25 protein-coding genes are annotated in these 24,776 nt (G+C 69.6%); 13 read left to right on the top strand and 12 right to left on the bottom strand.

The window, feature by feature from the left end:
- The first annotated feature begins 110 nt into the window (after positions 1 to 110).
- Positions 111 to 320 carry a hypothetical protein gene (locus OG410_RS18400; protein WP_329300179.1) on the top strand — a complete coding sequence of 70 codons (210 nt, stop codon included), beginning with the start codon at positions 111 to 113 and terminating at the stop codon, positions 318 to 320.
- A gap of 144 nt (positions 321 to 464) precedes the next feature.
- Here the strand turns inward: OG410_RS18400 and OG410_RS18395 are convergent, their stop codons facing one another.
- Entirely contained in the window at positions 465 to 3,923 is a 3,459-nt protein-coding gene (locus OG410_RS18395; protein ID WP_329300178.1) for a S41 family peptidase, read from the bottom strand.
- Between the two features lie 437 nt (positions 3,924 to 4,360).
- Between OG410_RS18395 and OG410_RS18390 the strand changes: the two genes are divergently transcribed.
- Entirely contained in the window at positions 4,361 to 4,951 is a 591-nt protein-coding gene (locus OG410_RS18390) for a TetR/AcrR family transcriptional regulator (protein WP_329300177.1), read from the top strand.
- Between the two features lie 181 nt (positions 4,952 to 5,132).
- The gene (locus tag OG410_RS18385; protein WP_329300176.1) at positions 5,133 to 7,349 is read left to right on the top strand and encodes an MMPL family transporter; all 2,217 of its coding nucleotides are present in this window, start codon (positions 5,133 to 5,135) and stop codon (positions 7,347 to 7,349) included.
- A gap of 88 nt (positions 7,350 to 7,437) precedes the next feature.
- Here OG410_RS18385 and OG410_RS18380 read toward each other — a convergent pair whose 3' ends face one another.
- The gene (locus tag OG410_RS18380) at positions 7,438 to 7,794 is read right to left on the bottom strand and encodes an SsgA family sporulation/cell division regulator (RefSeq protein WP_329300175.1); all 357 of its coding nucleotides are present in this window, start codon (positions 7,792 to 7,794) and stop codon (positions 7,438 to 7,440) included.
- Between the two features lie 276 nt (positions 7,795 to 8,070).
- Between OG410_RS18380 and OG410_RS18375 the strand changes: the two genes are divergently transcribed.
- The 6 genes from OG410_RS18375 to OG410_RS18350 all read left to right on the top strand — a co-directional run bounded on the left by OG410_RS18375 (position 8,071) and on the right by OG410_RS18350 (position 12,957).
- The gene (locus OG410_RS18375; protein ID WP_329300174.1) at positions 8,071 to 9,120 is read left to right on the top strand and encodes an energy-coupling factor ABC transporter permease; all 1,050 of its coding nucleotides are present in this window, start codon (positions 8,071 to 8,073) and stop codon (positions 9,118 to 9,120) included.
- 1 nt (position 9,121) lies between these two features.
- On the top strand, positions 9,122 to 9,883 hold the full coding sequence (gene cbiQ, locus OG410_RS18370) for a cobalt ECF transporter T component CbiQ (protein WP_329300173.1): 762 nt from the start codon (positions 9,122 to 9,124) through the stop codon (positions 9,881 to 9,883).
- A complete protein-coding gene (locus OG410_RS18365) occupies positions 9,883 to 10,638 on the top strand; it encodes an energy-coupling factor ABC transporter ATP-binding protein (RefSeq protein WP_329300172.1) in 756 nt (251 codons plus the stop codon). Before cbiQ ends, OG410_RS18365 begins: the two co-directional genes overlap by 1 nt.
- Positions 10,635 to 11,108: a MarR family winged helix-turn-helix transcriptional regulator gene (locus OG410_RS18360; RefSeq protein ID WP_329300171.1), complete on the top strand. Its 474-nt coding sequence runs from the start codon at positions 10,635 to 10,637 to the stop codon at positions 11,106 to 11,108. Before OG410_RS18365 ends, OG410_RS18360 begins: the two co-directional genes overlap by 4 nt.
- Before the next feature lie 207 nt (positions 11,109 to 11,315).
- Positions 11,316 to 11,720, top strand: coding sequence for an organic hydroperoxide resistance protein (locus OG410_RS18355; protein ID WP_326790915.1), 405 nt, complete (start codon positions 11,316 to 11,318; stop codon positions 11,718 to 11,720).
- A gap of 76 nt (positions 11,721 to 11,796) precedes the next feature.
- Positions 11,797 to 12,957 (top strand): serine hydrolase domain-containing protein, encoded by a 1,161-nt coding sequence (locus OG410_RS18350; protein WP_329300169.1) that lies wholly within the window; start codon positions 11,797 to 11,799, stop codon positions 12,955 to 12,957.
- A gap of 110 nt (positions 12,958 to 13,067) precedes the next feature.
- On the opposite strand, the gene OG410_RS18345 is transcribed toward OG410_RS18350, so the two are convergent.
- A complete protein-coding gene (locus tag OG410_RS18345) occupies positions 13,068 to 14,471 on the bottom strand; it encodes a condensation domain-containing protein (protein WP_329300168.1) in 1,404 nt (467 codons plus the stop codon).
- A gap of 399 nt (positions 14,472 to 14,870) precedes the next feature.
- Between OG410_RS18345 and OG410_RS18340 the strand changes: the two genes are divergently transcribed.
- Positions 14,871 to 15,572 carry a chaplin family protein gene (locus OG410_RS18340; protein WP_329300167.1) on the top strand — a complete coding sequence of 234 codons (702 nt, stop codon included), beginning with the start codon at positions 14,871 to 14,873 and terminating at the stop codon, positions 15,570 to 15,572.
- A gap of 215 nt (positions 15,573 to 15,787) precedes the next feature.
- Here OG410_RS18340 and OG410_RS18335 read toward each other — a convergent pair whose 3' ends face one another.
- Both OG410_RS18335 and OG410_RS18330 read right to left on the bottom strand, forming a co-directional pair.
- Positions 15,788 to 16,072 carry a hypothetical protein gene (locus tag OG410_RS18335; protein WP_329300166.1) on the bottom strand — a complete coding sequence of 95 codons (285 nt, stop codon included), beginning with the start codon at positions 16,070 to 16,072 and terminating at the stop codon, positions 15,788 to 15,790.
- Between the two features lie 73 nt (positions 16,073 to 16,145).
- Positions 16,146 to 16,727, bottom strand: coding sequence for a hypothetical protein (locus OG410_RS18330; RefSeq protein WP_329300165.1), 582 nt, complete (start codon positions 16,725 to 16,727; stop codon positions 16,146 to 16,148).
- 463 nt (positions 16,728 to 17,190) lie between these two features.
- Here OG410_RS18330 and OG410_RS18325 point away from each other — a divergent pair, with 463 nt between their 5' ends.
- From OG410_RS18325 to OG410_RS18315, 3 genes are all read left to right on the top strand, one after another.
- Positions 17,191 to 17,664, top strand: coding sequence for a hypothetical protein (locus OG410_RS18325; RefSeq protein WP_329300164.1), 474 nt, complete (start codon positions 17,191 to 17,193; stop codon positions 17,662 to 17,664).
- A 197-nt stretch (positions 17,665 to 17,861) separates the two neighbouring features.
- Positions 17,862 to 18,143, top strand: a complete 282-nt coding sequence (locus OG410_RS18320) for a hypothetical protein (RefSeq protein ID WP_326787257.1) — start codon at positions 17,862 to 17,864, stop codon at positions 18,141 to 18,143.
- Between the two features lie 216 nt (positions 18,144 to 18,359).
- Complete coding sequence (locus tag OG410_RS18315; protein ID WP_329300163.1) at positions 18,360 to 18,644, top strand: hypothetical protein; 285 nt, start codon at positions 18,360 to 18,362, stop codon at positions 18,642 to 18,644.
- A gap of 197 nt (positions 18,645 to 18,841) precedes the next feature.
- On the opposite strand, the gene OG410_RS18310 is transcribed toward OG410_RS18315, so the two are convergent.
- The 7 genes from OG410_RS18310 to OG410_RS18280 all read right to left on the bottom strand — a co-directional run bounded on the left by OG410_RS18310 (position 18,842) and on the right by OG410_RS18280 (position 24,683).
- The gene (locus OG410_RS18310; RefSeq protein WP_329300162.1) at positions 18,842 to 19,180 is read right to left on the bottom strand and encodes a hypothetical protein; all 339 of its coding nucleotides are present in this window, start codon (positions 19,178 to 19,180) and stop codon (positions 18,842 to 18,844) included.
- Positions 19,181 to 19,413: 233 nt separating this feature from the next.
- Complete coding sequence (locus OG410_RS18305) at positions 19,414 to 19,995, bottom strand: hypothetical protein (RefSeq protein ID WP_329300161.1); 582 nt, start codon at positions 19,993 to 19,995, stop codon at positions 19,414 to 19,416.
- A gap of 167 nt (positions 19,996 to 20,162) precedes the next feature.
- Positions 20,163 to 20,504: a hypothetical protein gene (locus OG410_RS18300; protein ID WP_329300160.1), complete on the bottom strand. Its 342-nt coding sequence runs from the start codon at positions 20,502 to 20,504 to the stop codon at positions 20,163 to 20,165.
- Positions 20,505 to 20,816: 312 nt separating this feature from the next.
- Positions 20,817 to 21,062, bottom strand: a complete 246-nt coding sequence (locus tag OG410_RS18295) for a hypothetical protein (RefSeq protein WP_329300159.1) — start codon at positions 21,060 to 21,062, stop codon at positions 20,817 to 20,819.
- 408 nt (positions 21,063 to 21,470) lie between these two features.
- The gene (locus OG410_RS18290) at positions 21,471 to 22,001 is read right to left on the bottom strand and encodes a YbaK/EbsC family protein (RefSeq protein ID WP_329300158.1); all 531 of its coding nucleotides are present in this window, start codon (positions 21,999 to 22,001) and stop codon (positions 21,471 to 21,473) included.
- Positions 22,002 to 22,071: 70 nt separating this feature from the next.
- A complete protein-coding gene (locus tag OG410_RS18285; protein WP_329300157.1) occupies positions 22,072 to 22,860 on the bottom strand; it encodes a DUF4253 domain-containing protein in 789 nt (262 codons plus the stop codon).
- A gap of 146 nt (positions 22,861 to 23,006) precedes the next feature.
- Positions 23,007 to 24,683, bottom strand: a complete 1,677-nt coding sequence (locus tag OG410_RS18280; RefSeq protein WP_329300156.1) for a penicillin-binding transpeptidase domain-containing protein — start codon at positions 24,681 to 24,683, stop codon at positions 23,007 to 23,009.
- Positions 24,684 to 24,776: the final 93 nt, after the last annotated feature.

Below are 24,776 nucleotides of genomic sequence, written 5' to 3'. Positions count from 1 at the left end.
ACCGAAATGCGTGCTCTGTTCCTGCGTGTCAGTCTGGTCGAGGCCCGGACTTCCCCCATTCACAGGGGGGGCGAGGGCCGAATCCCTCACCCGCAACAGGAGTGAATCTCATGAGCATGCAGGACCAGTTCAAGGACAAGGCCGAGCGGATGAAGCAGCAGGGCAAGAAGAAGACGCGCCCCGAGGGCCGGCAGGACGAGGCGAGCCGCCGTGCCCCGGCCGGCCGCGACAGTGCCCCGGCGCGTGACGGCGCGAGGCCGGAAGCGGAGCGAGCTCAGCGGGAGGCTCAGGACCGCTTCGACCAGGACTACGACGCCTGATCGAAAGGCCCGCTCGGCCTGAATGGGGCGCCCTCTTCCCGGAGGGCGCCCCATTCTTGTGCTCGTTTCCGGTGAGTCCGGCAGTCCGGTCCGGTGAGTCCGGTCTCGTCGGTCCGGTCAGTCTCGTCGGTTCGGTCGGTCCGGTCACTCCGGTCGAGGGGGGAGCTTCGGCCTTCTTCTGTCGGGCACGTCCGAGTGGTCCGGCGGGGAGGCCGCGGGGTGGGCGCGCAGCAGGTCGAGTGAGAGCTGGATGGCGTCGTCCAGTTGGGCGTGGCGGCCCTCCGCCCAGTCGAGCGGGGTGCGCAGGATCTCCAGGTCCGGTGCGACGCCGTGGTTCTCGACGGACCAGCCGTACGCGTCGAACCAGGCGGCGTTCATCGGCACCGTGATGACCGTGCCGTCGCCGAGACGATGGCGGCCGGTCATGCCGACGACTCCGCCCCAGGTGCGCTGCCCCACGACCGGGCCCAGCTTCAGCAGTTTGAAGGCGGCGGTGATCATGTCGCCGTCGGACGACGTCGCTTCGTCGGCCAGGGCCACCACCGGACCGCGCGGGGCGTTGGAGGCGTACGACACCGGCTGGGCGTCGCGGGTGAGGTCCCAGCCGAGGATCGTGCGGGTCAGCTTCTCGACGACCAGCTCGCTGATGTGGCCGCCCGCGTTGCCCCGCACGTCGACGATGAGGGCCGGGCGCGAGACCTCCATCCGCAGGTCGCGGTTGAACTGGGCCCAGCCCGAGCCGCCCATGTCCGGGATGTGCAGATAGCCGCAGTGCCCGCCGCTCAACTCCCGCACCACCTGGCGGCGTTTGGCCACCCAGTCCTGGTAGCGCAGGGGGCGTTCGTCGATCAGCGGGACCACCGCCACCCGGCGCGGGCGGCCCTCGCCCTCGGCCGGGGTGAAGGTCAGCTCCACCGTCGTGCCGCCCGCGCCCGCGAGCAGCGGATACGGTCCGGTGACCGGGTGCACCGGACGCCCGTCGACGTGGGTGAGGACCGCGCCCTCGCGGATGCCGGTGCCGGCAAGCGGTGAACGCGCCTTGGAGTCGGACGAGTCGCCGGGCAGGATGCGCTTGAGCATCCAATGGCCGTCACGGCAGACGAAGTTGGCACCCAGCAGGCCCTGCCAGCGCTGGTAGTGGGGCGGGCCCTCGTTGCGGCGCGCGGGGCTCACGTACGCGTGCGAGGTGGCCAGTTCGCCGAGCACCTCGCGCAGCAGGTCCGCGAACTCGTCCGGGGACGAGACCCGTTCGACCAGGGGGCGGTACTGCTCCAGGATCGCGTCCCAGTCGATGCCGCACATGTCCGGGTCCCAGTAGTAGGCGCGGATGATGCGGCCGGCCTCCGCGTACGCCTGGCGCCACTCGGCGGGCGGGTCCACCTCGTGCAGGATGCGGCGCAGATCGATCCAGACGGTGGAGTCGCTGTCGCCGGACTCGGTGGCGGGGACTGCGCGCAGGTCGCCCTCGTCGACGACGACCAGCCGGGAACCGTCGCCGCTCACGGCGAACCAGTCCAGATGGTCGACGAGTTCGGACTTCTTCGCCTTGGTGATGTTGAAGAACTCCAGGGTCGGACGGCCGGTCGTGTCGTCGGGGTTGGCGAACGTCTCGCCCAGTGCGCCGGAGATTGGCCAGCGCAGCCAGACCAGGCCGCCGCCCGAGACCGGGCGCAGCGCCGAGTACTTGGAGGCGGTGACCGGGAAGGGGGTCACCCGGCTCTCCAGGCCTTCGAGTTCGACGGTCGTCGCGGTGCCGTCGCCGGACCCGTCCTCGACCGGGTCGAGGCCTCCGGCGACCGGCCGCCCGTCCGGGTTCAGCGCGAACGGGGAAGGGGTGGCCGAGGACAGGGGGACGAGGTAGGGGCGGCAGCCGAGGGGGAAGGACAGGTCCCCGGTGTGCACGTCGTACACGGGGTCGAAGCCGCGCCAGGACAGGAAGGCGAGATAGCGGCCGTCCCGCGTGAACACCGGATTCTCGTCCTCGAAGCGGCCGTTGGTCACGTCGACGATCAGACGGTCCTTTATGCGCGCCATCTTGATCTGCCGCAGGGAGCGCCCGATCCCGGGGTGCGACCAGGTCAGCCAGGCGCCGTCCGGCGAGAAGGCGAGGTCCGTCACCGGTCCGTTGATGGACCGGATGAGCTCGGTGACCTCGCCGGACCCCGCTCTCGGAGCGTCCTCGGACTCGGCCCCTGCTCCGGGCTCCGCCCACGCCCCTTCGGCCTCATCGCTCTTCCCGGACTTCCCGGACTTCCCGGAGTCCCCGGAGTCCCCGGAGTCCTCGGAGTCCTCGGATTCGTCGGATTCACCCAGCTCATCGAGGCCGCCGAGTTCGGCGGCCTCGCCGGGTTCCTCCGTGGCGTCGAGCAGGAGCAGCCGTCCGTCGTTCGAGGCGATGGCGAGACGTTCGCCCTGTGGGTCCGACACCAGCTCCTGGACGCGGCCCAGCCGGCCGGAGGCGAGGCGGCGCGGCTCGCGGGCGCCGGTCGCGCGCGGGAGGTAGGCGATCTCGACAGCGTCCTCGCCCTCCGCGTCGGTGACATAGGCGACCTGGCCGCCCGAGCCGAGCATCTCCGGAAGCCGGACCCGTACGCCCGGGGTGTCCGCGATGGTGCGCGCGGGACCGTCGCGATGGGTGAGCCAGTACAGGCTGCCGCGTACGACGACGGCGGAGGCCCGGCCCGTCTCGTCCACGGAGATGCTGTCCACGTGCTGGGCGGCCGGTACCGGGTACGTACGCCGTCCCGCGCGCGGACCGCCCAGCAGGACGTCGAGGCGCCGCGGAACCGACTCGGGGGACAGGTTGTCGACGATCCACAGATCGCCGGCGCACTGGTAGACGACCCGGGTGCCGTCCGAGGAGGCGTGCCGGGCGTAGAAGGCGTCGTGGTCGGTGTGCCGGCGCAGGTCGGAGCCCTCGTACGAGCACGAGTAGAGGTTCCCGATGCCCTCGTGGTCGGAGAGGAACGCGATCCGCCCGTCGACGAACATCGGGCAGGCGAGATGGCCGCCGAGCTCGGCGACCAGTTGCCGGCCGTGCAGCCAGATACGGCCCATGGCCCCGCCCCGGTAGCGCTTCCAGGCGGCCGGTTCGTGCGGTGGGGTGCCGGTGAGCAGCAGGGTCTTGCGCTCGCCCTCGATGTCGGCGACGCCGATGTCCGAGACCGGGCCCCAGGGCTGTTTGCGGCCGGGGTCGCCGTCGGTGGGGACGGAGTAGGCCCAGGTGAAGTAGGAGAAGGGCTGGCCGTGCGAGGCGACGGCGAGGATGTCGCCTTCGGGGGACCAGCCGCACACCTGGGTGTCGGCGCTGCCCCAGTAGGTGAGCCGGTGGCCCGGTCCGCCGTCCACCGGCGCCAGGTGGATCTCCGGGACGAGGCTCCGCCAACTCGTGTACGCGATGCGCCGGCCGTCGGGGGAGAAGCGGGGGTGGCCGACCTTGGTGCGGTCGACGGTGAGCCGCCAGGCGCGTCCGCGGCCGTCGAGCGGGGCCAGCCACAGGTCGTCCTCCGTGACGAAGCACAACCGGTCGCCGCTCAGATGCGGGAAACGCAGATAGCCGGGGGAGTTCTCGTCCGTGGTCGCGTTCTCGTGCTCGTGGCTCACCTCCCCATGTTTTTCCGCTGGAGTGACCCCGGCAACTCGTGGCGCCGGGGGCGCGTTGTGGGACGTGGGCGCAGGCGGGGATGCGGGAGGTGCGTATGGGGCGCGTTCAGAAACGAACGCGCCCCGCACGGCTCGCGCCCCGCACAGGCCTCACGCCGGCTCGCGCCCCGCACGCGCCCCGCACAGGCTCGGGCCCCGCACAGGCTCCACACCGGCTCGGGCCCCGCCCGGCTCCCGCCCGCCCCGGCTCCCGCCCACACCGGCTCCATCCATCACCTGCTCCCGCCCCACACCGTCCCCGGCCGTAACCCGCCCCCGGGCGCGCCCCTCCCCCGGCGTGACCCAGCACACGTACGAAACGGTTTCGTTTCGCTGGCGTCGGGGGTATGTTCAGGGCATACGAATCCGTGTCGTTCGAAGCGGGAGAGGTGAGTGGGATGGCTGAAGCCGCAACGGTGCGTCGCAGTCGGATCACGCCCGAGCGCGAGGCCGAGCTGTACACGGCCGTGCTCGACCTGCTTCGCGAGGTCGGCTACGACGCCCTCACGATGGACGCCGTCGCGGCCCGTACCCGTTCCAGCAAGGCCACCCTCTACCGCCAGTGGGGCGGCAAGGCCGAGCTCGTCGTGAAAGCCCTGCGGCACCAGAAGCCGCTGAAGTTCTCCGACATGGACACCGGGAGCCTGCGGGGCGACTTCCACGCACTGGCCCTCCGGCAGGACGACTGCCAGATGGAGCAGGACTCCGCGCTGATGCGGGGTCTGGCCATGGCGGCGCACGGGAACCCGGATCTGCTGAAGGCGTTCCGGGAATGGCTGATCGAGCCGGAGATGGAAGAGCTGCGCCGGGTGCTCCAGCGCGGTGTCGACCGAGGTGAGATCCGAGCGGACAACCCCGCGATGGAGTACGTGATGCACATGCTCATCGGCGCCTTCGCGGCCCGCACCATGATCGACGAACTCCCACCGACGCAGGCCTTCCTGCATTCGTATGTCGACGCCGTGGTCCTCCCCGCTCTCGGCGCCTGACGTCCCACTCCTGACCCTTCCCCTGTTCCACCCCCGTGGATCCCTGTAGTGATCCACCTCTACAGATCCCTGTAGTCGCACCTGACGCGCCGCTCACGTCGTCGGGCTGATCCCCCCTGCCCCCACTCGGGTGATCACACCAGCCCCTGCCCTTCCACGACCTGACCGGGAGTACGCCCTCGTGGCCACATTCCTCTACAAACTCGGCCGACTCGCCTTCCGGCGACGGCACTTCGCCGCCCTGATATGGGTGGCTCTGCTGACGCTCGCGGGTGTCGGCGCCGCCTCTGCGCCCGTCGCGGGATCGTCCTCCTTCTCGATCCCCGGCACCGAGGCGCAGAAGGCCTTCGACCTGCTGGAGAGCCGCTTCCCCGGAATGAGCGCCGACGGAGCGACCGCACGGGTCGTCTTCAAGGCGCCCGCCGGCGAGAAGATGGCGGACAAGGACAACAAGGCGACGGTCGAGCAGGCCGTCAAGGTGCTCGGAACCGGTTCCGAGGTCACCTCCGTCACCGACCCGTTCAAGGCCCACGCCGTGAGCAAGGACGGGACGATCGCCTACGCCTCGGTGAAGTACGACGTCTCCGGCATGGAGCTGAAGGACGCCTCGAAGGACGCCCTGAAGGCGGCCGCGGAGGACGCGCGGCACTCCGGGCTGACCGTCGAGGTGGGCGGTGACGCGCTCCAGGCGACGCCCGAGACCGGTTCTTCCGAGGTCATCGGCATCGCGATAGCCGCGGTCGTCCTCGTCATCACCTTCGGTTCGCTCATCGCGGCCGGACTGCCGCTGCTGACCGCGCTGGTCGGTGTCGGCATCGGCGTCTCGACGATCACCGCGCTCGCCAGCGTGCTCGACCTCGGCTCCACCACGTCCACCCTCGCGATGATGATCGGCCTGGCGGTCGGCATCGACTACGCCCTCTTCATCGTCTCCCGCTACCGGGCCGAGCTGGCCGAGGGCCGAGAGCGCGAGGAAGCGGCCGGACGGGCCGTCGGTACGGCGGGCTCGGCCGTGGTCTTCGCGGGACTGACCGTCGTGATCGCGCTGGTCGGACTGTCGGTCGTCAACATCCCGATGCTCACGAAGATGGGTGTCGCGGCGGCGGGCACCGTCGCCATCGCCGTCCTCATCGCCCTGACGATGATCCCGGCGCTGCTCGGATACGCGGGCCGCAGGGTCCAGCCGGCCGGCCAGAAGAGCAGGTTCCTCGGTGGCGGGCGCGCCGCCAAGAAGGCGGGCAAGCCGAACATGGGCACGCGCTGGGCGAGCTTCGTCGTCCGCCGCCCGCTCGCGGTGCTGCTGCTCGGCGTGGTCGGCCTCGGCGCCGCCGCGGTCCCGGCGGCCTCGCTCCAGCTCGGCCTGCCCGACGACGGCTCGCAGCCGACGTCCACCACCCAGCGCCGCGCCTACGACCTGCTCTCCGAGGGCTTCGGTCCCGGTTTCAACGGCCCGTTGATGGTTGTCGTCGACGCCAAGGCGAGCGACGCGCCCAAGACGGCGTTCAGCACGGTGCACGACAGGATCGCGGACCTCAAGGGTGTCGTGAGCGTCAGCCCGGCGGCCCCCAACAAGGCCGGGGACACCGCGATGATCACGGTGATCCCCGACTCGAAGCCGTCCTCCGTCACGACCGAGGACCTCGTCCACACCATCCGCGGCGCGGGCGGTGACATCAAGGCCGAGACGGACGCCACGGTGCTCGTCACCGGCTCCACGGCCATGAACATCGACTTCTCGCAGAAGCTCAACGACGCGCTGATCCCGTATCTCGCGCTCGTGGTCGGCCTCGCCTTCCTGCTGCTGATCGTGGTGTTCCGGTCGATCCTCGTTCCGCTGAAGGCGGCCCTCGGCTTCCTGCTCAGCGTGATGGCGGCCCTCGGCGCGGTCGTCGCGGTGTTCCAGTGGGGCTGGCTGTCCGGCCTGATGGGCGTCGAGGAGACCGGCCCGATCATGTCGATGATGCCGATCTTCATGGTGGGTGTCGTCTTCGGTCTGGCCATGGACTACGAGGTGTTCCTCGTGACGCGGATGCGGGAGGCCTTCGTCCACGGCGAGAAGCCTGCCCAGGCGATCGTGACCGGGTTCAAGCACGGCGCCCGGGTCGTCACGGCCGCCGCCGTCATCATGATCGCCGTGTTCTCCGGGTTCATCGGCTCCAGTGAGTCGATGATCAAGATGATCGGCTTCGGTCTCGCCATCGCCGTCTTCTTCGACGCGTTCGTCGTACGGATGGCACTCGTCCCGGCGGTGCTCGCGCTGCTCGGCAAGCGGGCCTGGTGGCTGCCGAAGTGGCTGGACCGCGTGCTGCCGAACGTCGATGTCGAGGGCGAGGGCCTGCGCGCGCTCGACGACAAGGCACGTGAAGGGGACGAGGACCGGAAGCTGGTCGGCGTCTGACCTTCGGCTCCTGCGGCCGGACCGTTCACGTGAGAGACCTCGCCGACGCCTCGGCGAGGTCTCTCACGTGACACGTACGTGCCGTTCCTCAGTGCGCCACGGGTGTGGCGGCCGTGTACGTACGGCGGAGGAAGCGCATGAGCGCCTTCGTGTCGAGCTGCACGACCGCCACTCCATGCGCCGAGTGGAACTCCAGGACGGCCTGGACGCGGCCGCACGGCCAGATGCGTACGTCGCCGTTGCTGACGGGGACGCGCAGACCCCGTTCCAGGAGTTCGCGCGCGAAGGTCCACTCGTGGGGGCCGGGCAGCGTGATGCGCACCTGGCGGGGGTCCGTCTCCGGGTCGTATCGGAGGGCCACCGGGACGGCCCGGTGTTCGTCGTCGAGGGAGTCGGCGGTGTCCGTCACGATATGAGCGCGGGCGTACTGCTCGACGGCGTGCATGAACCGACTCCTTACGCTGCGTGACCTATGCGGAAGATGTGAATTCCGTCACCATTCCAATGTCGCACATCTGGCGGAAACCGCTCTCCGGCCGTCCGTGACCCTCCTTCGGGAACGCCTGCCCGGTCGCGGCGCGTCCATGTGCGCGGTGGTCACATCCGCGGGCGGTCCACGCCTTCCGCGCCCGCGAACTGCTCCCGTACGCCTGCCCGTCGCAAGCTGTTCGCGCGTTCCCGCTCTTGCAAGTCATTCGCAACAAGGCATTATCATCGGACGGTGCACGTTCCTGACGGATTCATCAATGCCCCGGTCTCCGCGGTCACAGGCGTGGTCGCCGCAGGCGCCGTCGCCGTGAGCCTGCGAGGTGCCCGCCGTGAACTCGACGAACGGACCGCGCCGCTCGCCGGCCTGGTCGCCGCCTTCATCTTCGCCGTGCAGATGCTGAACTTCCCGGTCGCCGCAGGGACCAGCGGACATCTGCTCGGCGGCGCCCTGGCCGCGATCCTCGTCGGCCCCTTCACCGGCGTCCTCTGCGTCTCCGTCGTCCTGCTCATGCAGGGAATCCTCTTCGCCGACGGCGGGCTCACCGCGCTCGGCGTGAACATCACCGACATGGCGATCGTCACCACGGTCGTCGCGTACGCCGTCTTCCGCGGCCTGGTGAAGGTGCTGCCCCGCACGCGGCGCTCGGTCACCGTCGCGTCCTTCGTCGCCGCGCTGCTCTCCGTCCCGGCCGCCGCGGCCGCCTTCACCCTCATCTACGCGGTCGGCGGTACCACCGACATCGCGCTCTCCAAGGTCGCCACCGCCATGGTCGGCGTCCACGTCCTCATCGGCATCGGCGAGGCCGTGATCACGGCGCTCACCGTCGGCGCCGTCATCGCCGTACGGCCCGACCTCGTGTACGGCGCCCGCGGCCTCCAGCAGCGCCTCAAACTGCGGGTGAACGGGGAACTCGTCGACGCCTCCGCGGCCGCCGCCCCCGTCGCGGCCCGCTCCTCGCACCGCAAGGTGTGGATCACCGGCCTGGTCACCTCCCTCGTCCTCGCCGGATTCGTCAGCTTCTACGCCTCCGCGAGCCCCGACGGCCTGGAGAAGGTCGCCAAGGACAAGGGCATCGACGCGAAGGCCAAGGCGCACGCCTCCGAGGACTCGCCGCTCGCCGGATACGGAGTCAAGGACGTCTCCGACGCCCGCCTGTCCGGCGGGCTCGCCGGGGTGATCGGCGTCGGCGTCACCGTCGTCGCGGGCACCGGCGTCTTCTGGACGGTCCGCAGGCGCCGTACGGCCGACACCTCGCCCGCCTCCGTGCCGGAAGGCGTCTGAGGTGGGGGCCGGTCACGCGCACAAGCTGTACCGGCACGCGGACTCGCCCGTGCACGCGCTGCCGCCGCACACCAAGCTCGCCGCCACCCTCGCCTTCGTGGTCGTGGTCGTCTCCACCCCGCGCGAGGCGATGTGGGCGTTCGCGCTGTACGCCGTGCTGCTGGCGGTGGTCGCCCACCGGGCCCGCGTACCGGCGGGCGTCCTCCTGCGGCGGCTCCTGATCGAGATCCCGTTCGTCGCGTTCGCGGTGCTGATGCCCTTCGTGGCGGAGGGCGAACGGGTGGACGTGCTGGGCCTGTCCCTGAGCGTCAACGGCCTGTGGGGTGCCTGGAACGTCCTCGCCAAGGGCACCCTCGGCGTCGCCGCCTCCGTCCTGCTGGCCTCCACCACCGGACTGCGTGAACTGCTCCTCGGACTCCAGCGGCTGAAGCTCCCGCCGCTCCTCGTGCAGATCGCCTCCTTCATGATCCGCTACGGAGATGTCATCACCGACGAGATGCGGCGCATGCGGATCGCGCGGGAGTCGCGCGGCTTCGCGGCGAGCGGGGTGCGGCACTGGGGGGTGCTCGCGAAGTCGGCGGGCGCGCTGTTCATCCGCTCCTACGAACGCGGGGAACGCGTGCACCTGGCCATGGTGAGCCGCGGGTACGCCGGTTCCATGCCCGTCATCGACGAGGTGACCGCGTCCCGGGCGCAGTGGTCGTACGCCCTCGTCCTTCCGTTCGCCGCCCTTGTCGTATGTCTGTTGGGATGGACGCTGTGATGTCTGCTGCACCCTCTCTGGAGGTCTCCGGCCTCGCGTTCGCCTACCCGGACGGACACCAGGCCCTGTTCGGCGTGGACTTCCGGATCGGACGCGGCGAGCGCGTCGCCCTGCTCGGCCCGAACGGCGCCGGCAAGACCACCCTCGTCCTGCACCTCAACGGCATCCTGACCGGCGGCGCCGGAACGGTGACGGTCGCCGGACTCCCGGTCGGCAAGCGGCACATGGCGGAGATCCGGCGCAGGGTCGGCATCGTCTTCCAGGACCCGGACGACCAGCTCTTCATGCCGACCGTGCGCGAGGACGTGGCCTTCGGGCCGGCCGCCGCGGGCATGAAGGGCGCCGAGCTGGAGGCCCGCGTCCGCACGGCGCTGGAGCGCGTCGGCATGGAAGCCTTCGCCGACCGCCCTCCGCACCACCTGTCCTTCGGGCAGCGGCGCCGGGTCGCCGTCGCGACGGTGCTCGCGATGGAGCCGGAGATCCTCGTCCTCGACGAGCCCTCCTCCAACCTCGACCCCGCCTCCCGGCGTGAACTCGCGGACATCCTGCGCTCGCTGGACGTCACGGTCCTCATGGTCACCCACGACCTGCCGTACGCCCTCGAACTGTGCCCCCGCTCCCTCGTCCTCGGCGACGGCGTGATCGTCGCCGACGGCGGGACCGGCGAGCTCCTCTCCGACGACGAGCTCATGCGCACCCATCGTCTGGAGCTTCCCTTCGGGTTCGACCCGCGCTCCGTGACAATGGGGGCGTGACGAAACAAGAGGACGTCGGGCCGCCGGCCGGGTCGCTGCTGCTCGACGACCAGCTGTGCTTCGCCCTGTACGCAGCCCAGCGCGCCGTGACCGCCGCGTACCGCCCTCTGCTGGAGGAACTCGGCCTCACCTACCCGCAGTACCTCGTCCTGCTGGTCCTGTGGGAGCGCGGCGAGACCACGGTCAAGGAACTGGGCGCCGCCCTGCACCTCGACTACGGCACGATGTCGCCGCTGCTCAAGCGGCTGGAGTCGGCGGGGCTCGTACGCCGTGAGCGCTCGGCGCAGGACGAACGCTCGGTGCGCGTCGCGCTGACCGGGCGCGGCGAAGTGCTCAGGGAACGCGCGGAGGACGTGCCGCAGGCGCTGCTGACGGCGACCGGTCTGAGCGAGGCCGACGTCACGCGGCTGCGCGAGGAGCTGTGCCGGCTGACCGAACGCGCGGAGAACGCGGCGGCACGCGGACGCTGACACCGGGACCGGCCCCCTGCCGAGGCCGGGGCCGGATCACATGATCGACAATGGGCACCCCGAGGCTTTCCGTGTTCCATACCGGCCAGTACCTTGTGCACCATGCACTTGTGCACGATGCATGTGTGCACCACCTTCTGTTGCCCGCCCCGGGGGAGGCCTGCCGTGTCCGACGGCGCCGTTGTCGACACCCGTCCGACGAAGATCATGTATGTCGCCGAGGCGACCGCGCACGGCGGCCGGAACGGCTACGTGACCAGTCAGGACGGGCAGCTCGAACTGAAGGTCGCGATGCCGCCGGCGCTGGGCGGCGACGGGAACGGCACGAACCCGGAGCAGTTGTTCGCGGCCGGATTCAGCGCCTGCTTCCACAACGCGCTGGTCATGGTCGGCCGCCGGGCCGGCCTCGACCTCTCCGGTTCCACGGTCGCGGCCAAGGTCGGGATCGGCCCCAACAAGCAGCGCGGCTACGGACTGGCGGTCGCCCTCAGCGTCTCGCTCCCCGTCGTCGACGAGGACGTCGCGGCGAAACTCGTGGACGCGGCGCACGAGGTCTGCCCCTACTCGAACGCCACCCGCGGCAACATCGAGGTCACGATCCTGCTGGGCTAGACGTCCTAGGAATCGAAGGCCGCGGACGCGTGTTGCACTCATCATCGGCAGCGGTGAGGCGACAGGGAGCGCGGGCGTGGACGTGAACGGCACAGTGGCGGAGGGCTTCGAACCGGTCAGGGAGGCGTTCGCGGCCAACTTCGCGGCCCTGGGGGACCGGGGCGCCGCCGTCGCCGTGTACCGCGACGGGCACAAGGTCGTCGACCTGTGGGGCGGCACCCGTGACGTCGACGGCACCGAGCCCTGGCAGCGGGGCACCGCGCAGATCGTGCGCTCCGCGACGAAGGGCGTTGCCGCCGCCGTACTCCTGCTGCTCGCCCAGCGGGGACAGCTCGACCCGGACGCGCCGGTCGGCGCGTACTGGCCCGAGTACAAGGCGCACGGCAAGGAGCACACGCGCGTACGGCATCTGCTCGCGCACCGGGCCGGTGTGCCCGTCCTCGACCGTCCGCTCACCCCCGCCGAGGCCGCCGACCCCGACCTCGCGGCCGCGGCGGTGGCCGCCCAGACGCCCGTATGGGAGCCGGGAGCCGAGCACGGGTACCACGCGCAGACGTACAGCTGGCTGACGGGCGAGCTGGTCCGGCGCGTCACCGGACGCACCCTCGGCCGGTGGATCGCGGACGAGGTGGCCGGGCCGCTGGACCTCGACCTGTGGGTCGGGCTTCCGGAGACGGAGGCCGGCCGGGTGGGCCGGGTCGCGCAGATCGAGGCACCGGCCACGCCGGGCGGCCTCAGGACCCGCCCCAAGCGAGCGGTCTCCGAGGCCTACGCCGACCCCGGCAGCCTCACCCGCCGCGCCTTCGCCGCGATCACCCCGATGCCCGACGAGAACGATCCCGGCTACCGCTCCGCCGTCCTCCCGGCCTCGAACGGCATCGCCACCGCCGACGGCCTCGCCCGCTTCTACGCCGCGCTGATCGGGGAGGTGGACGGCGTCCGGCTGTTCACGCCCGAGACGCTGGCGGCCGCGCGGACGGAACAGTCCGCGGGACCGGACCGGATCCTCGTCGTCAGCACCCGGTTCGGCCTCGGCTACATGCTCCACGGCGGAGCGTCGCCGCTTCTCTCCCCGGGCTCCTTCGGCCACCCCGGCCGCGGCGGCGCCCTCGGTTTCGCCGACCCCGAGTCGGGCATCGCGTTCGGCTATGTCACCAACGGCTTCCGCAAGAGCGTGACGGCGGACGCACGGGCCCAGGCGCTGGTCCGGGCGGTGCGGACGGCCGTCACCGCGTAACCGCCCGACCACGGCAGGCCGCCCGACCACGGCCGGTCGCCGAACCGTCGGGCAGCCGCCCGCCCGCCGTGACGGCCTACCCGGCCCCCGTCCGCAGCTTCAGCCCGACATCATCGCCCTGCGACGGCTGAAAGGGGTGCGGGACAAACCGAGACGATCAGCTCTCGAAGCTTCTCGATATACAGCTGTACGTTCTTGGAAGCGATGTCCGTGTCGGGGTGGCGGCATGCGATCCAGAGTCCCTCGTGCAGCCGGTTGACCCAGGCGCACACCTGATCGCCGTACGACACACGGAGCAGCCCGTACGCCTTTTGTTCGGTCCAGCAGGCCGAACCAGGAGTGAGGCGGGCGTCCACATACGAGACGATCGAGTACAGGTCGGGTGATGTGGGGCGGAAGTCCTCGCCCAGGAGGCGTAGTACCCGGGCCAGAGGAATGCGGGCCAACGACCGATTGGCCTGCAGCTGGGCCCGGACCGAGGCGAGCGCGGCGTCGAAGTCCCGTGCCGCGGGTACTTCGATCGGCGCGCCGCCGACATACCAGCCCACGGAGTCCGACCATGTGGACTTCAGCCGGGTGTGGAACGGCACGACCGCGCGGTAGACCGGTTGCCCGCCGAGTTCGTGGACGATCAGACTGGTTGCGGCCAGGACGCCCACCAGGCTGCCGCCGTAGGGCCGGCAGTACGTCTCGAACGCCGCGGCCGCTTCCGCATCGACGAGCGGCTCGCGCATGAGCTTTTGGACGGGCAGACCGTCGCCGGGCTGCAGGCCCAGATCGACAGGGAACTCCGGAAGCCTTCCGTCGCACCGGCCGATGAACTCCCGCCAGCGCGTGACGATCGCGTGTGTGTCGTCGATGGCGTTCGCGTTCGTTCGTTCCTGCTCGCAGAAGTCCACGTAGCTCGCGACCGGTGCGGCGGCGAGGGGCTGCCCTGCGGCATGTGCCGTGTACAGCTCCTGCACCTCGTACGGGATGCGCTGCAGCGAGTAGGCGTCGACGTTGGTGTGGTCGAATGCCAGATACACGCTGGTGGAGTCTTCGCGGACGACCGCCGCGTAGAGGAGATTGGGCCAGCCGAGAGCGTCTGCCGCCTGGTCGAAACGGTCCTGCAAATGTTCGGCCAGGACGTCCGCATCGGCGAAGTCGCCCACCACTTCGCGGTAGAGCGTGACATCGTCCTGGTCGAGAGTGAACCGCTGCATCTCGTCGCCCACCCATGTGAACCCGCTGCGCAGCGTCTCGTGGCGCAGTGTCCAGCCGCGTAGGGCCTGTTCCAGCGCGTCGAGGTCGACTCGGCCGGGCAGGTCGAAAGCCGTACCGAGCCAGGTCGGCACGAACAAGCCCCCCTCGCGCACCGACCGCGCCGTTCTGATGTGCGACTCCTGGATGTACGCCGGCGGCCGTGGATCCGTCGGCAGCACCGTCGCGGCCGCGACGGTCGCAGGGCTGAACCCCCACTCCACAAGCCGCCCAGGCCGGACCTCGCAGCGCTGAATATCGGAAATTCGCACAGTGGCGTCTCCTTGTCGGAAAACAAAGGCTTGATCAACGTGGAGTCGCGTGCGAGCGCTGTCTGTCGTTTCGCCCGCAAATCAGCAGAAGGTGTGGCACGTCGAACGGTAAAGCGACGTATCCATCGCCCCGCATTCAACGGCCGTTTACGTGCCTGCCTGTAGGGATTGCCGCGATGCCGGCGATACGTCTTACGGCCGCGGTTGTCTCTTCTTCACGATCGTCATGACAAGAGCAACGAGAAACCAGGCCGACATTCATATGATCGACGGTATTTGTTGAGGCCCTTTGGTCCGGCACGGCGACTTGGAAGGGGGCACGCCATAACCCCGTTGCTTTTCCAGCGTTTGCAGATGTGCGGGTGAGTGCCCGCAGTGATGCCAGGAAGGTGCATATCTATGAGACGGGCTACTCGAAACCGTGTGCTCGCTGTTGCCGCCGCATCCGGCGCGATGGCCGTGGCTTTTCCCGCGTCCGCCGTCTTCGCAGCCGACGGTGCTGATGCCGGGGCTACGGCGGCCGATTCGCCCGGGGTGCTCTCCGGGAACAACATCCAGGTTCCACTGTCCGGGGCGTTGAACCTCTGCGGCAACACGGTGGACGTCGTGGGGCTGCTCAACCCGGCCGTGGGCAACGTGTGCAAAAACAAGGACACGGCCAAGGCCGACGGTGCGGAAACCGGCGGCGGATCGGACACGTCGGGCGGAGCCTCGGCTGACGGCCGCGTCACGGACTCGCCCGGGCTGCTCTCAGGCAACGGTCTGCAGCTCCCGGTCGATCTGCCGGTGAACGTTTCCGGGAACAGCGTCAACGCGGTCGGCGTGGGCAACCCTGCGGTCGGCAACCAGTCGGTCAACGGCGGTGACCACTCTCACCCGCACGTTCCCCGAACGACTCCGGCCCCCAAGCCCTCGGCCCCGACGCCCCCCGTGTCACGAACCCCGGCCCCCCGGCATGAGGCCGTTCCGGACACCCCGGACATGGCGACGTCCACGCTGGCCCACACAGGAGCGGATCTGACGGTGCCGGCCCTCGCGGGCGGCGCCGCGTCCCTCCTTGCGGGTGCGTTCCTGTACCGCCGCTTCCGCCCAACTCGCTGACCCGGATGCCTGTAGAGCCCCATCGAACCTGTTTGGTGGGGCCCAGGGGGCTGCCGGTGCCTGTCCGCCCGTTCGTCCGCTCAGCCCGGTGGGCGAGAAGGGGCATGAAAACGGAGGCGGCGTGAACGCTTCATGCGTCCACGCCGCCTCCGTGCATCCCGGTGCGGGGATGGTGCCGGCTAAATCGACAAGGCAGGCAGGTAAGGGGAAGCCGGTCAGAGCGCCCGGCTGTTGCAGCCCATCTCGGAACCGAGGTGGCTCTTCTGCGCGCCCGCGGCCCCTTCTCCGTTCAGCAGGTTGCCGGCCAGGCCGGTGAGGGCGCCGACGTTGCCGAGCACCTCGATGTTCATGTCGTGCGAGCGGCACTCGACGCCCTGCGTGATGTCGATGCTGTCGGTGTCGTGGCCCTCATCGCCGTACGCGAAAGCGGTGTTGGCACCAAAGGAGCCGACACTGCCGAGGAGGACGCTCAGAAGAACTACCTTGTGCAACTTGCGCATGTGAAACTCCTTGGAGGAAGTGCGGGGATCTGACCCGTTGAGTCAGGACTGCGGATGTGCAGGGGGCGGGCCGTCAGCCGAGTCGGGGAAGTCCCAGTTGCCCGATGGGAGGGGCCGCGATCTGCCCGAGGGCGACCGGAGCCAGTTCCGGTGCGCTCGTGGGCGTGATCGTCGGGTCGACGAGCGGGTTCACCTGAGGGTTGAGCTGCGGGTTCACCTGGGGGGCGACCATCATCGGGGCCTCGGAGTCGAGTACCTGGGGTACTGCCACCTGCGGGGCCACTTGCGGCATGACCTGCGGCATGACCTGGGGCACGACCTGTGACGGCGCGGCCTGCGCAGGCTGTGCGGGTGCGGGTGCGGCCTGCACGAAGCGTGCGGGAGCGGCCTGTTGCGGGTTCGACGTGCTGGAGGCCTGGGCCGTTCCCTGTGATGAGGCCGAGGCCGACGCGTATCCGGTCTGCTGTTGACCTGACGGAGCGGCCTGTGGGGCCGGCTGGGGAGCCGCGGCCGGAGCAGCCGGCTGATCCGGAACCGATGCCGGGGTGGTACTGAGGCGCCCCTCCGGTGAGTCGGCATAGCTGCCGCTGGCGCCGATGCCGGCCAAACCGCTGGCCGCCGCGACGACGAGCGCGGCCTTGTGAAGCTTCCGCATGAAACCCTCGGCCCTTCGTTGCCTGAGATGTGAGTCCATTGCATTCGATGCGGTCACGCGTGCAGTTGGTGCGTCACTCGCATCGTGCCGGAGGCTACGGTTGTCTCGAGGAGCACGCGGACTTCGTATCGGAGCTGGCAGCGGATCCTCTACCTGTCAAAGGTTTACGGTCGCTGCCCTCCCCTCCGAGGAACGAGATTTCGGCGCCGTGGTCACGGCACTCGACGGGCCGTCACCCATTTGCCGTCTGCCGGCCCGGGCGTCACGGCTCGCACGCCGCACCGAATGGGTGACCACACCCCCGCACCCGTTTCGAGCCCGTGTTTTTTTCGTTCCCCACGGGGCGATAGGGATGGCCCATCGCGGCCGAATGGAGCAGCGAGGACAGCGAAGACTGCGCTGCCGCATCGGCACATCAGCTTCCGTGCACAGGTCAATTGAAGAGCCGAGGAAACTCATGCGTATGCTTCACAAGATCGCGCTCGTCGCCGCAACAGCCGGCGGCCTGGCCGGCGTCGGCGCCGGCTCAAGCTTCGCCGTCACCCCGTCCGCACCCAACGGCGTTGCACCGCACCCGGTTTCGCAGCCCGACGCCCAGGCAGCATCGGCGTCCTCCGCTCAGGCGACCGCGCAGACCTATGGCTCGCCGGCTCCGCAACAGCTGGCACCGGCGCGTGGCACTCAGGTTGCCCCGCAGGTCAGCCCGCAGCTGAATCCGCAGCTCAGCCCGCGGATCTCTCCTGAAGCGCCGCGGCAGCAGCAGGGTGCTTCGGCGGGGCAGGCCAACCTGTTCCGTCCGTACCAGGAGTGCAGCCCGCAGACCCTGCTCGACGCGAACGTCCCGATCGCCCTGCTCGGCTCGTCCCAGACCCGGGGCGTCGAGTGCACCCAGGCCAACAGCCAGACGAATTCTTTCGCCAACGTGCAGCAGCACTGACGGACAACCGCGTCGATACCGGGTTCGGGCGGCGGACGAACCGGCTCGGCTCGCCATGCGATACGGATTTCGGTGCTTTCTTTGCGACATAAAGCCAGCGTGTCGTTGCCCAGTTCAAGGCATTTGTCGCTAATGTTCTGCCCTGTAACCGCGATCTACCCACAGATCGCAAAAACTCACCCCCACACGGAGATAAAATGCGCAAGCTTCGCAACGTTGCCGTCCTGGTCGCTGCCATCGGCAGCATCGGACTCGTAGGCGGTACGGCCTACGCCGGCGGTCACGGCGAGGGCGGCGGCGACCAGTTCAGCGTCACGCAGAGCTCCAACTGCAAGTCGCACGACCTGAACCTCGACGTCCTCGGCCAGGTCGGCGTGCTGAACGGCCTGCTGGGCAACGCCCTCAACGGCGAAGGCAACCCGGGCGCCCAGTCCACCTCGCTCGGCTCCACCATGGGCTGTAACAACAGCGCCTTCTGAAGTCCCCTCAGGCGTAAAAACGCTTAACCAGAACGGTCCCGGCACTGGGCCTCAGGCAAAGTGCCGGGACCTTCTCGTGCGCCAAAACACTTCCGAGGCGGTACGGCGTTGCGCTGGCCCCTTCCGGGCACTCCGTTCTGGCGTCCTTGAATTCTTCGCGTCACATAGAGGCGATCCCTCGCGGATCGTATTCACCTCACTTCTTCTGGAGATGGCATGCGCAAGCTCCGTACGGCCGCTGTCCTGATGGCCGTCCTCGGAAACGTCGGTCTTCTGGGCGCGAGCGTCGCCCACGCGGATCAGGGCTGGGACAGGGGCGACAGCCTCAAGGTCTCGCAGCACAGCACCTGTCAGTCGCACGACCTGAACCTCGATGTCCTCGGTCAGGTCGGCATCGGCAACGGGCTGGGCGGCAACCTGCTGGGCGGAGAGGGCAACCCGGGGGGTCAGAAGACGTCACTGGGCTCGACCGCGGGCTGCAGCAACACGTTTGGCGGCTGAGACGCCGAACACGGCAGCGGCCTTCGCGTTGATCCTGCGCTCCGTCACGGAAGCGCGGGATCGACGCGAAGGCCGTAGCTGTGAGGTGGTTGCACCACGGCACGTCCCGAGGGGACGCGATGGTCGGACACCAGCCGCTTCGAAAACGAAAATGCTGGTCCGGGAACCCTTCCCCGGACCAGCATTTCCGTGAGTGCTCAGACGCCGATGTGCGGCTTCTTGAACCCCTTGGGCAGCTTGGCCGTGTTGGAGCACTCCACAACAGGCCCCACTTTGGCAGGGGCGCTGCCCGTGAGCTGGTCCTGCTGGGTGACCACGTTCGGCCGGTCTGTTGTCGAGCACTGCTGGTCCTGGTTGATGACGTGCGTGCCGTCCTTGTCGGTGTACGTCTCATTCTTCTGAACGCACACGACGTCCTTCTGCTCGGTGGGGCAGGCGCCTGCGTTCACCCCGGCATGTGCTGTAGAGCCGAGGCAGATGACGGCGAGGCTTCCGGCGAATGCTGCGACGGCCGCAGTCTTCTGTGAAAAGAGCATCCGTTGAATTCCTTTGTGGTGAAGAAATCAGATAGTTCTTTATTGACCGGCGCTATCCGCGCCGAGAAAGTCGGGCAATTAAAATCCTTGTCCGCCGGCAGGATGGATGTAGCCCGGACGCGAACTCGGCGTCCGGGCTACCTGCACCACGGGATATCACTCGGCGCACCGCTCGGTCCGTATCCCCGACGCCGAGTGAGGCCGCGGCGGGCCTTCACTCGGAGCTCTGGCACTTAGCCGTTGTCACCCTGCTCCTGCTCCTGCGGCTGGGTCTGCTCCTGAGGCTGCCCCTGCTCCTGGGCCTGCTCCTGGATCTGCGGCTGAGCCTGCTCCTGCGGCTGGGCCTGCTCCTGGGGCTGGACCTGCGGCTGAGCCTGCTCCTGGGGCTGGACCTGCGGCTGAGCCTGCTCCTGGGGCTGGACCTGGGGCTGGACCTGCTCCTGCGGCTGGGCCTGCTCCTGCGGCTGGGCCTGCTCCTGCAGCTGGGCCTGCTCTTGGGGCTGGACCTGCGGCTGGGCCTGCTCCTGCGGCTGGACCTGGGGCTGAGCCTGCTCCTGAGGCTGGGCCTGCTCCTGGGGCTGGACCTGCGGCTGAGCCTGCTCCTGCGCCAGCTTCTGCTCCTGCGGCTGGACCTGCTCCTGCGGCTGGAGGTAGTAGCCACCCCCGACGGCTACGGCGTTGGCAGACGTGTTGGCGACGGCGGTGACCGGTACAGGCACGCTGCCGTTACCGTCGGCGAAGCTGATGCCGACGCCGAGGGCGGACAGTCCCGCTACGGCCGCCGCTACGACCATGGCGCGCTGGAACTTACGCATAGATGACCCTTTCCTGATCCAGGCATACCGCCCGGAATGACCACTTAACGTAAACGTTTGCACGCCAGGTGTAATCAATCGAGGATTTACGCCCCATGTCGCCCCGGAGCCCCGTATGGGGTAAAGCGTCAATGGCGCCATAGGGCGGGGTTCAGCCGTCGTATTCCTCAGGGGAGGAGGTCGGGCAGTTCCCGCTTTCCTTCGATCGGTCGAGGTGCTCCAGACGTGGCAGGTGAACAGGTCACCCGAGGGCCGAGTTGTGTGGTGCCGTTGCCCGTGGGAGCGGGCAGCGTCACGGCCTGCACCGGCATACAGGTTTCCTGATGAGGAATGGCGTCGCGCCCGGCGGTCCTGCCTTCGATGTGCTGCACACAGATGACGTCCCCTTGGGGGTTCCGAGTGCAAGATGCCGGGTCTCCCGCGGCGTGTGCGTACGTCATGCCCATGGACGTCACGGCGAGCCCGCCGATGAGCCCCGAGAGGGCCGCGATCTTCTTCGCGCTGAACATGTGATGCGTGTCCTTAGTACGGGCGCCCCGGGCGCCGCTCCCTCGGGATCGGCCGCGCCGCAGGTGCGGTCTGCGGCACTGAGCCTTTTCCAACTTTCCGCGTCGGCTGGACAGTTGGCCTGACAGGCGGATGGGGCCGCTGGTTGGGGGAACGTGCGGGGCATAGCCGACCTGAGCGGCCGTCCCCTCTGGGCTTCACCAGCCCTGGCCGGCTCGCACTGAGATCAAGGCGGCCGGCTGCCGGCATTCGATCCCTTCGGGTTAACCCGAAGGGATCCCGTGCCGATCGTCGCGATGCTGACGTCGCTGACCTCAGCCGTTGAAGGCGCGGTTGTGCTGGCCGCAGGCGGTGTCCCGGGTCTGACCCAGGCCGAGCACTCCGATCGGGATGTCGTTCTCCGACACCGTCTGCGGGCTGCACTCCTGGTAGGGGCGGTAAAGGTCCACCGCCCGCGGTCCGTTGTCATGGGTGTCGGCGACAGCTGTTCCGGCACCGATGGCGGACAGGCCACCGGCCGCCGCCACTGCTGCGATCACGACCTGCTGAAACTTACGCATGGAACCCTCGGTTCTCCATTGCTTACACGTGATAGCTAGTTGCCTAGCGTGACCGGATGAACACTAGCAGTAGCGCCGGGTGGTCGGAGCGCGGAGGCCATCGTGTACGGAGGAGGGGCCGGGCCCGGAGTTGACGCCAACTGGCGCCACAGAAAGAGGCTTTGCTGTTCGGCATACGGTATGGACGCGCTGCGGACGAGGGCCCGGCCGGCACACCGTCGCGTCAACCCAATGACCTGGAGCGAGAGTTAGGGCTGCGGACTATTGGCTCGTTGTTCTGATCTTCGGCGGCAGGGTGATGCCGAGGCGGGGGCTGTCGAACGAGCCGTGCAACCGAGGGTGGTTGGGGCTACCGACGGGCCGCTGAGAGGCGGCCGTCGAAGGTGATGGCCGCGGCGACGAGCGGCGTCACGCCATCGGCTCGCGCACGTCCACCAGTGTGCCGCCCGCGTGCGCGATCAGGCTCCGCGGGTCCATGGGGAAGACGGTGAACGGGGTGCCCGCCGAGGCCCACACCGTGTCGTGGCCGAGCACCGAACGGTCGACCAGCACACGGATCCTCGTACGGTGTCCGAAGGGCGGCACCGCGCCGGTCCCGTACCCGGTCGACTCCCGCACGAGGTGTGCCCCCGCACGGGTGATCTTCTCGGCGCCCAGTTGCCGCCGCACGAGCTCCATGCCGACGTGCGCCGAGCCGTCCAGCAGCACCAGCACCGGAGCCCCGTCCGCCGCGAAGAACAGCGACTTGCAGATCTGGCTGGGTTCGCAGCCGATCGCCGCGGCTGCCTCGGGGGTCGTGCGGGCCGTGGCGGGGAAGCGCCGGACACGTGCGATCACCTCGCCGAGGCCCAGCTCCCGCAGAGCCTCGGCGAAACGGGGGTCGGTGTCGTTCTCGACGGAGGACTGGCCCTCGCCGGCGTTCTCATCGGTGACGTTCATGTACCGCACGCTAGTGGCCGGTGCACGGCGCACGCGACCGGGTCCCCGACAGGTTGCCGGGCCTGCGGCCTCAGTCCCACCAGAAGCTCCACAGCGGGGCGTCGACGAGTGACGCCGCGTACTCGGGGAACGGTGTCGGAGGGTCGTCGACGATGTTGTCGGCCGTGGTCAGAAGGTGTTCGAGGGCGATGTGGTCGGCCTGCCGCCGGTCGCGCGGCGGGTTCGCGACGGAGACGTACAGCGTCGATCCGATCGCGGCCAGGACACGCGCCCCGAAACGGTCCTCCCAGCTCCGCAGCAGCGCGCAGAGCAGGGGGAGGGGCGCTTCCGCGCGCCAGCCGATGACGGCGGGGATGTCGGCGCTCCGCGCGGCCCGCACGAGGCCGAGTGACATTCCCCCCGCCTCGTTCAGGAGGCGGGTGAAGACCGCCCTGGCGGCCTCGTCGGGGTCGACGCCCGAGGAGAGGGTGGCGGGGGCCAGGCCCGGCCACCGGTCGAACGGCGGACCCGGGTCGTCCTCCCAGGGCTCGATGAACTCCGCGAGGTCCTCGGGGATCGCCGGTGGAGCGGAGGGCTCGGCCCGCCACGCGAGCCGGCGCCGACGGTCGTCGTGCCACGCCTGCTCCATCGCGGGTCCGAGGTCGACGGCATCTATCTCGGCGAGGTCGAGGGAGCGCGGGTGGTCGTCGTCCGCGTAGCAGAGGATCGGGCGCAGGCCGGTGGTGTCCTGCTGCCGCTGGGCGCGGGTCCACGCGTCCAGCAGCGGGGCGTACGGCATCTTGTCGGCGTACCACATGACCGGTGAGCCGACGGGCACGCCGCGGCCGGACGGCAGGCCTACGGGAAGCGAGAACGTCATGCGCGGAGCGTAGAAGGCCCCACTGACATCGACGCGCTCTCCGACTTCCGTCTGCTCCTGGACAGTTGCATCCCCGGGCCGGCGCGGCCCCTGCCCCGGGCGGATCCGCGGGGCCGGGAGCGCTTCCCGGAGCCGGAGAGCGGGTGTCAGCCGCCGCTTCCCGCCTTCAGGAGGGCTGCCACGATCGGGCCCGCCGTGCTGCCGCCGTGGCCGCCCTGCTGGACGACGCCGGCTCCCGCCAGGTCGCCCTTCCACGCGGTGAACCAGCCGTTGGGCTGCTTCTGGTTGTCGACCTCGGCGGAGCCGGTCTTGGCACCGTAGTCGGGGCCGAGTCCGGCCATGGCCTCGGCGGCGGTGCCGGCGGCGGCCGTGTACTGCATGACCTCGCGGAGCTGGGCGAGCGTCGTCGCGGACATCGTGCGGGAGGCCTTGGCCAGCGTGCGGTGGTCGACCGACGGGGCGACCAGGTACGGCTGGTGGAAGGTGCCGGACTGGACCGTGGAGGCGACGGACGCCATGTTCAGCGGGTTCATGCGGACCCCGCCCTGGCCCATCAGCTCGGCGGCCATCTGCGCGGCGCTCTGCACCGGCACCGAGCCGTCCGCCGACGGCACCCCGATGGCCCAGTTGTTCAGGCCCAGGCCGAAGACCTGCTGGGCCTGCTTGGTCAGGTCGTCGTCCTTCAGCTTCTTGGCCTGGGAGATGAAGGCCGTGTTGCAGGACCGCGCGAAGCTCGCCTTGAACGTGCCGTTCTTGATCTCGAAGTCGTCGTCGTTGTGGAACTTCCAGCCGCCGTACGTCACCGTCTTGGGGCAGGGATGCGACTTGTCGGGGGAGGCGAGCCCCTTCTCGAAGAGCATCGACGCCGTGATGACCTTCATCGTGGAGCCGGGCGCTAGGGAGCCCTGGAAGGCGGTGTTGAAGCCGTGGCCGGTGTTCGCGACGGCGAGGATCTCACCGGTCGAGGGCCGCATCAGCACCACCGACGCCTTGGGCTTGGCGGCCACCAGACGCTCGGCCTCCGCCTGGAGGGTCGGGCTGAGCGTCGTCTGGACCTTGCCCGGCGTGCCCGCGCTGAGCGTCAGCAGGGTCTTGTCGGGGGTCTTCTGGGCGCCCTTGGCCGCGGCCTTGCGGACCACGCGCAGCTCTATGCCCGCCTTGCCGCCGGCCGTCTTGCCGTACTTCTCGCGCAGCCCGTCGAGGACGGTGCCGAGGGAGGGGTACTTGGCGGCGGTCAGCTCACCGCCGTGGCGGTCGATGGCGGTGACCGGCGGTGCCCCGGCCTCACCGGTCACCAGCCGGTCGCCGTCCTGGAGGTCCGGGTGGACCACGGACGGCTTCCAGCCGACCAGCGCTACGCCGTCCTTGGCCCCCCGCACGACCGTCAGTTTCGAGGAGTACGACAGGGGCTTGGTCATGCCCTTGTAGGTGACCTTGGCCTTGACGGTGAAGGGGACGTCGGCGCCCGAGCGCTTGCCGCCGGTCAGGGTCACGTCGCTGACGTGGGCGTCCTTGCCGAAGCCGGTCAGCGTGGTCGTGGCGGCGGCCGAGTCGTCGGTCGCCGCGGCCGCCGCGGTGACATCGCCGCTCTGCCAGGCGTTCAGGAAGGCGGTGGACGCCATGGTGACCTCGGCGGCCGACAGCGGGCCCGTCTTGACGGCCTTGCGGGTGGTGGCCGTGGTCCCCTCGTCGGCCGACGCCCCGCTTCCGTAGAGGCTGTAGGCACCCAGCGCCCCGCCGACGACGGCCACGGCGATCACCCCGCCGAGTACGGCGGGCTGCTTCGTCTTCCGTCGCTCGGCGACGCGCCTTCTCTTGCCCACAGCCCTGTTTCCTCCGCCGTCCCCTGGTGCCCCGTGATGCTCCGTGATGCCCCCGTGCCTCTCGCTCCTCAACGAGAAGCACCACCCTAGGGT

The sequence above is a fragment of the Streptomyces sp. NBC_00659 genome, assembly GCF_036226925.1.
Lineage (GTDB): Bacteria > Actinomycetota > Actinomycetes > Streptomycetales > Streptomycetaceae > Streptomyces.
The sequence above is the reverse complement of the archived record's forward strand: the minus strand, read 5'-3'. Positions and strand labels throughout refer to the sequence as shown.

Coding starts and splice junctions, on each gene's coding strand:
- OG410_RS18325 (WP_329300164.1), top strand. CDS start 17,191: ATGCTTCACAAGATCGCGCTCGTCGCCGCAACAGCCGGCGGCCTGGCC.
- OG410_RS18285 (WP_329300157.1), bottom strand. CDS start 22,860: ATGACGTTCTCGCTTCCCGTAGGCCTGCCGTCCGGCCGCGGCGTGCCC.
- OG410_RS18335 (WP_329300166.1), bottom strand. CDS start 16,072: ATGCGCAAGTTGCACAAGGTAGTTCTTCTGAGCGTCCTCCTCGGCAGT.
- OG410_RS18330 (WP_329300165.1), bottom strand. CDS start 16,727: ATGCGGAAGCTTCACAAGGCCGCGCTCGTCGTCGCGGCGGCCAGCGGT.
- OG410_RS18290 (WP_329300158.1), bottom strand. CDS start 22,001: ATGAACGTCACCGATGAGAACGCCGGCGAGGGCCAGTCCTCCGTCGAG.
- OG410_RS18305 (WP_329300161.1), bottom strand. CDS start 19,995: ATGCGTAAGTTCCAGCGCGCCATGGTCGTAGCGGCGGCCGTAGCGGGA.
- OG410_RS18400 (WP_329300179.1), top strand. CDS start 111: ATGAGCATGCAGGACCAGTTCAAGGACAAGGCCGAGCGGATGAAGCAG.
- OG410_RS18320 (WP_326787257.1), top strand. CDS start 17,862: ATGCGCAAGCTTCGCAACGTTGCCGTCCTGGTCGCTGCCATCGGCAGC.
- OG410_RS18300 (WP_329300160.1), bottom strand. CDS start 20,504: ATGTTCAGCGCGAAGAAGATCGCGGCCCTCTCGGGGCTCATCGGCGGG.
- OG410_RS18380 (WP_329300175.1), bottom strand. CDS start 7,794: ATGCACGCCGTCGAGCAGTACGCCCGCGCTCATATCGTGACGGACACC.
- OG410_RS18315 (WP_329300163.1), top strand. CDS start 18,360: ATGCGCAAGCTCCGTACGGCCGCTGTCCTGATGGCCGTCCTCGGAAAC.
- OG410_RS18340 (WP_329300167.1), top strand. CDS start 14,871: ATGAGACGGGCTACTCGAAACCGTGTGCTCGCTGTTGCCGCCGCATCC.
- OG410_RS18295 (WP_329300159.1), bottom strand. CDS start 21,062: ATGCGTAAGTTTCAGCAGGTCGTGATCGCAGCAGTGGCGGCGGCCGGT.
- OG410_RS18365 (WP_329300172.1), top strand. CDS start 9,883: ATGTCTGCTGCACCCTCTCTGGAGGTCTCCGGCCTCGCGTTCGCCTAC.
- OG410_RS18355 (WP_326790915.1), top strand. CDS start 11,316: ATGTATGTCGCCGAGGCGACCGCGCACGGCGGCCGGAACGGCTACGTG.
- OG410_RS18310 (WP_329300162.1), bottom strand. CDS start 19,180: ATGCTCTTTTCACAGAAGACTGCGGCCGTCGCAGCATTCGCCGGAAGC.
- OG410_RS18390 (WP_329300177.1), top strand. CDS start 4,361: ATGGCTGAAGCCGCAACGGTGCGTCGCAGTCGGATCACGCCCGAGCGC.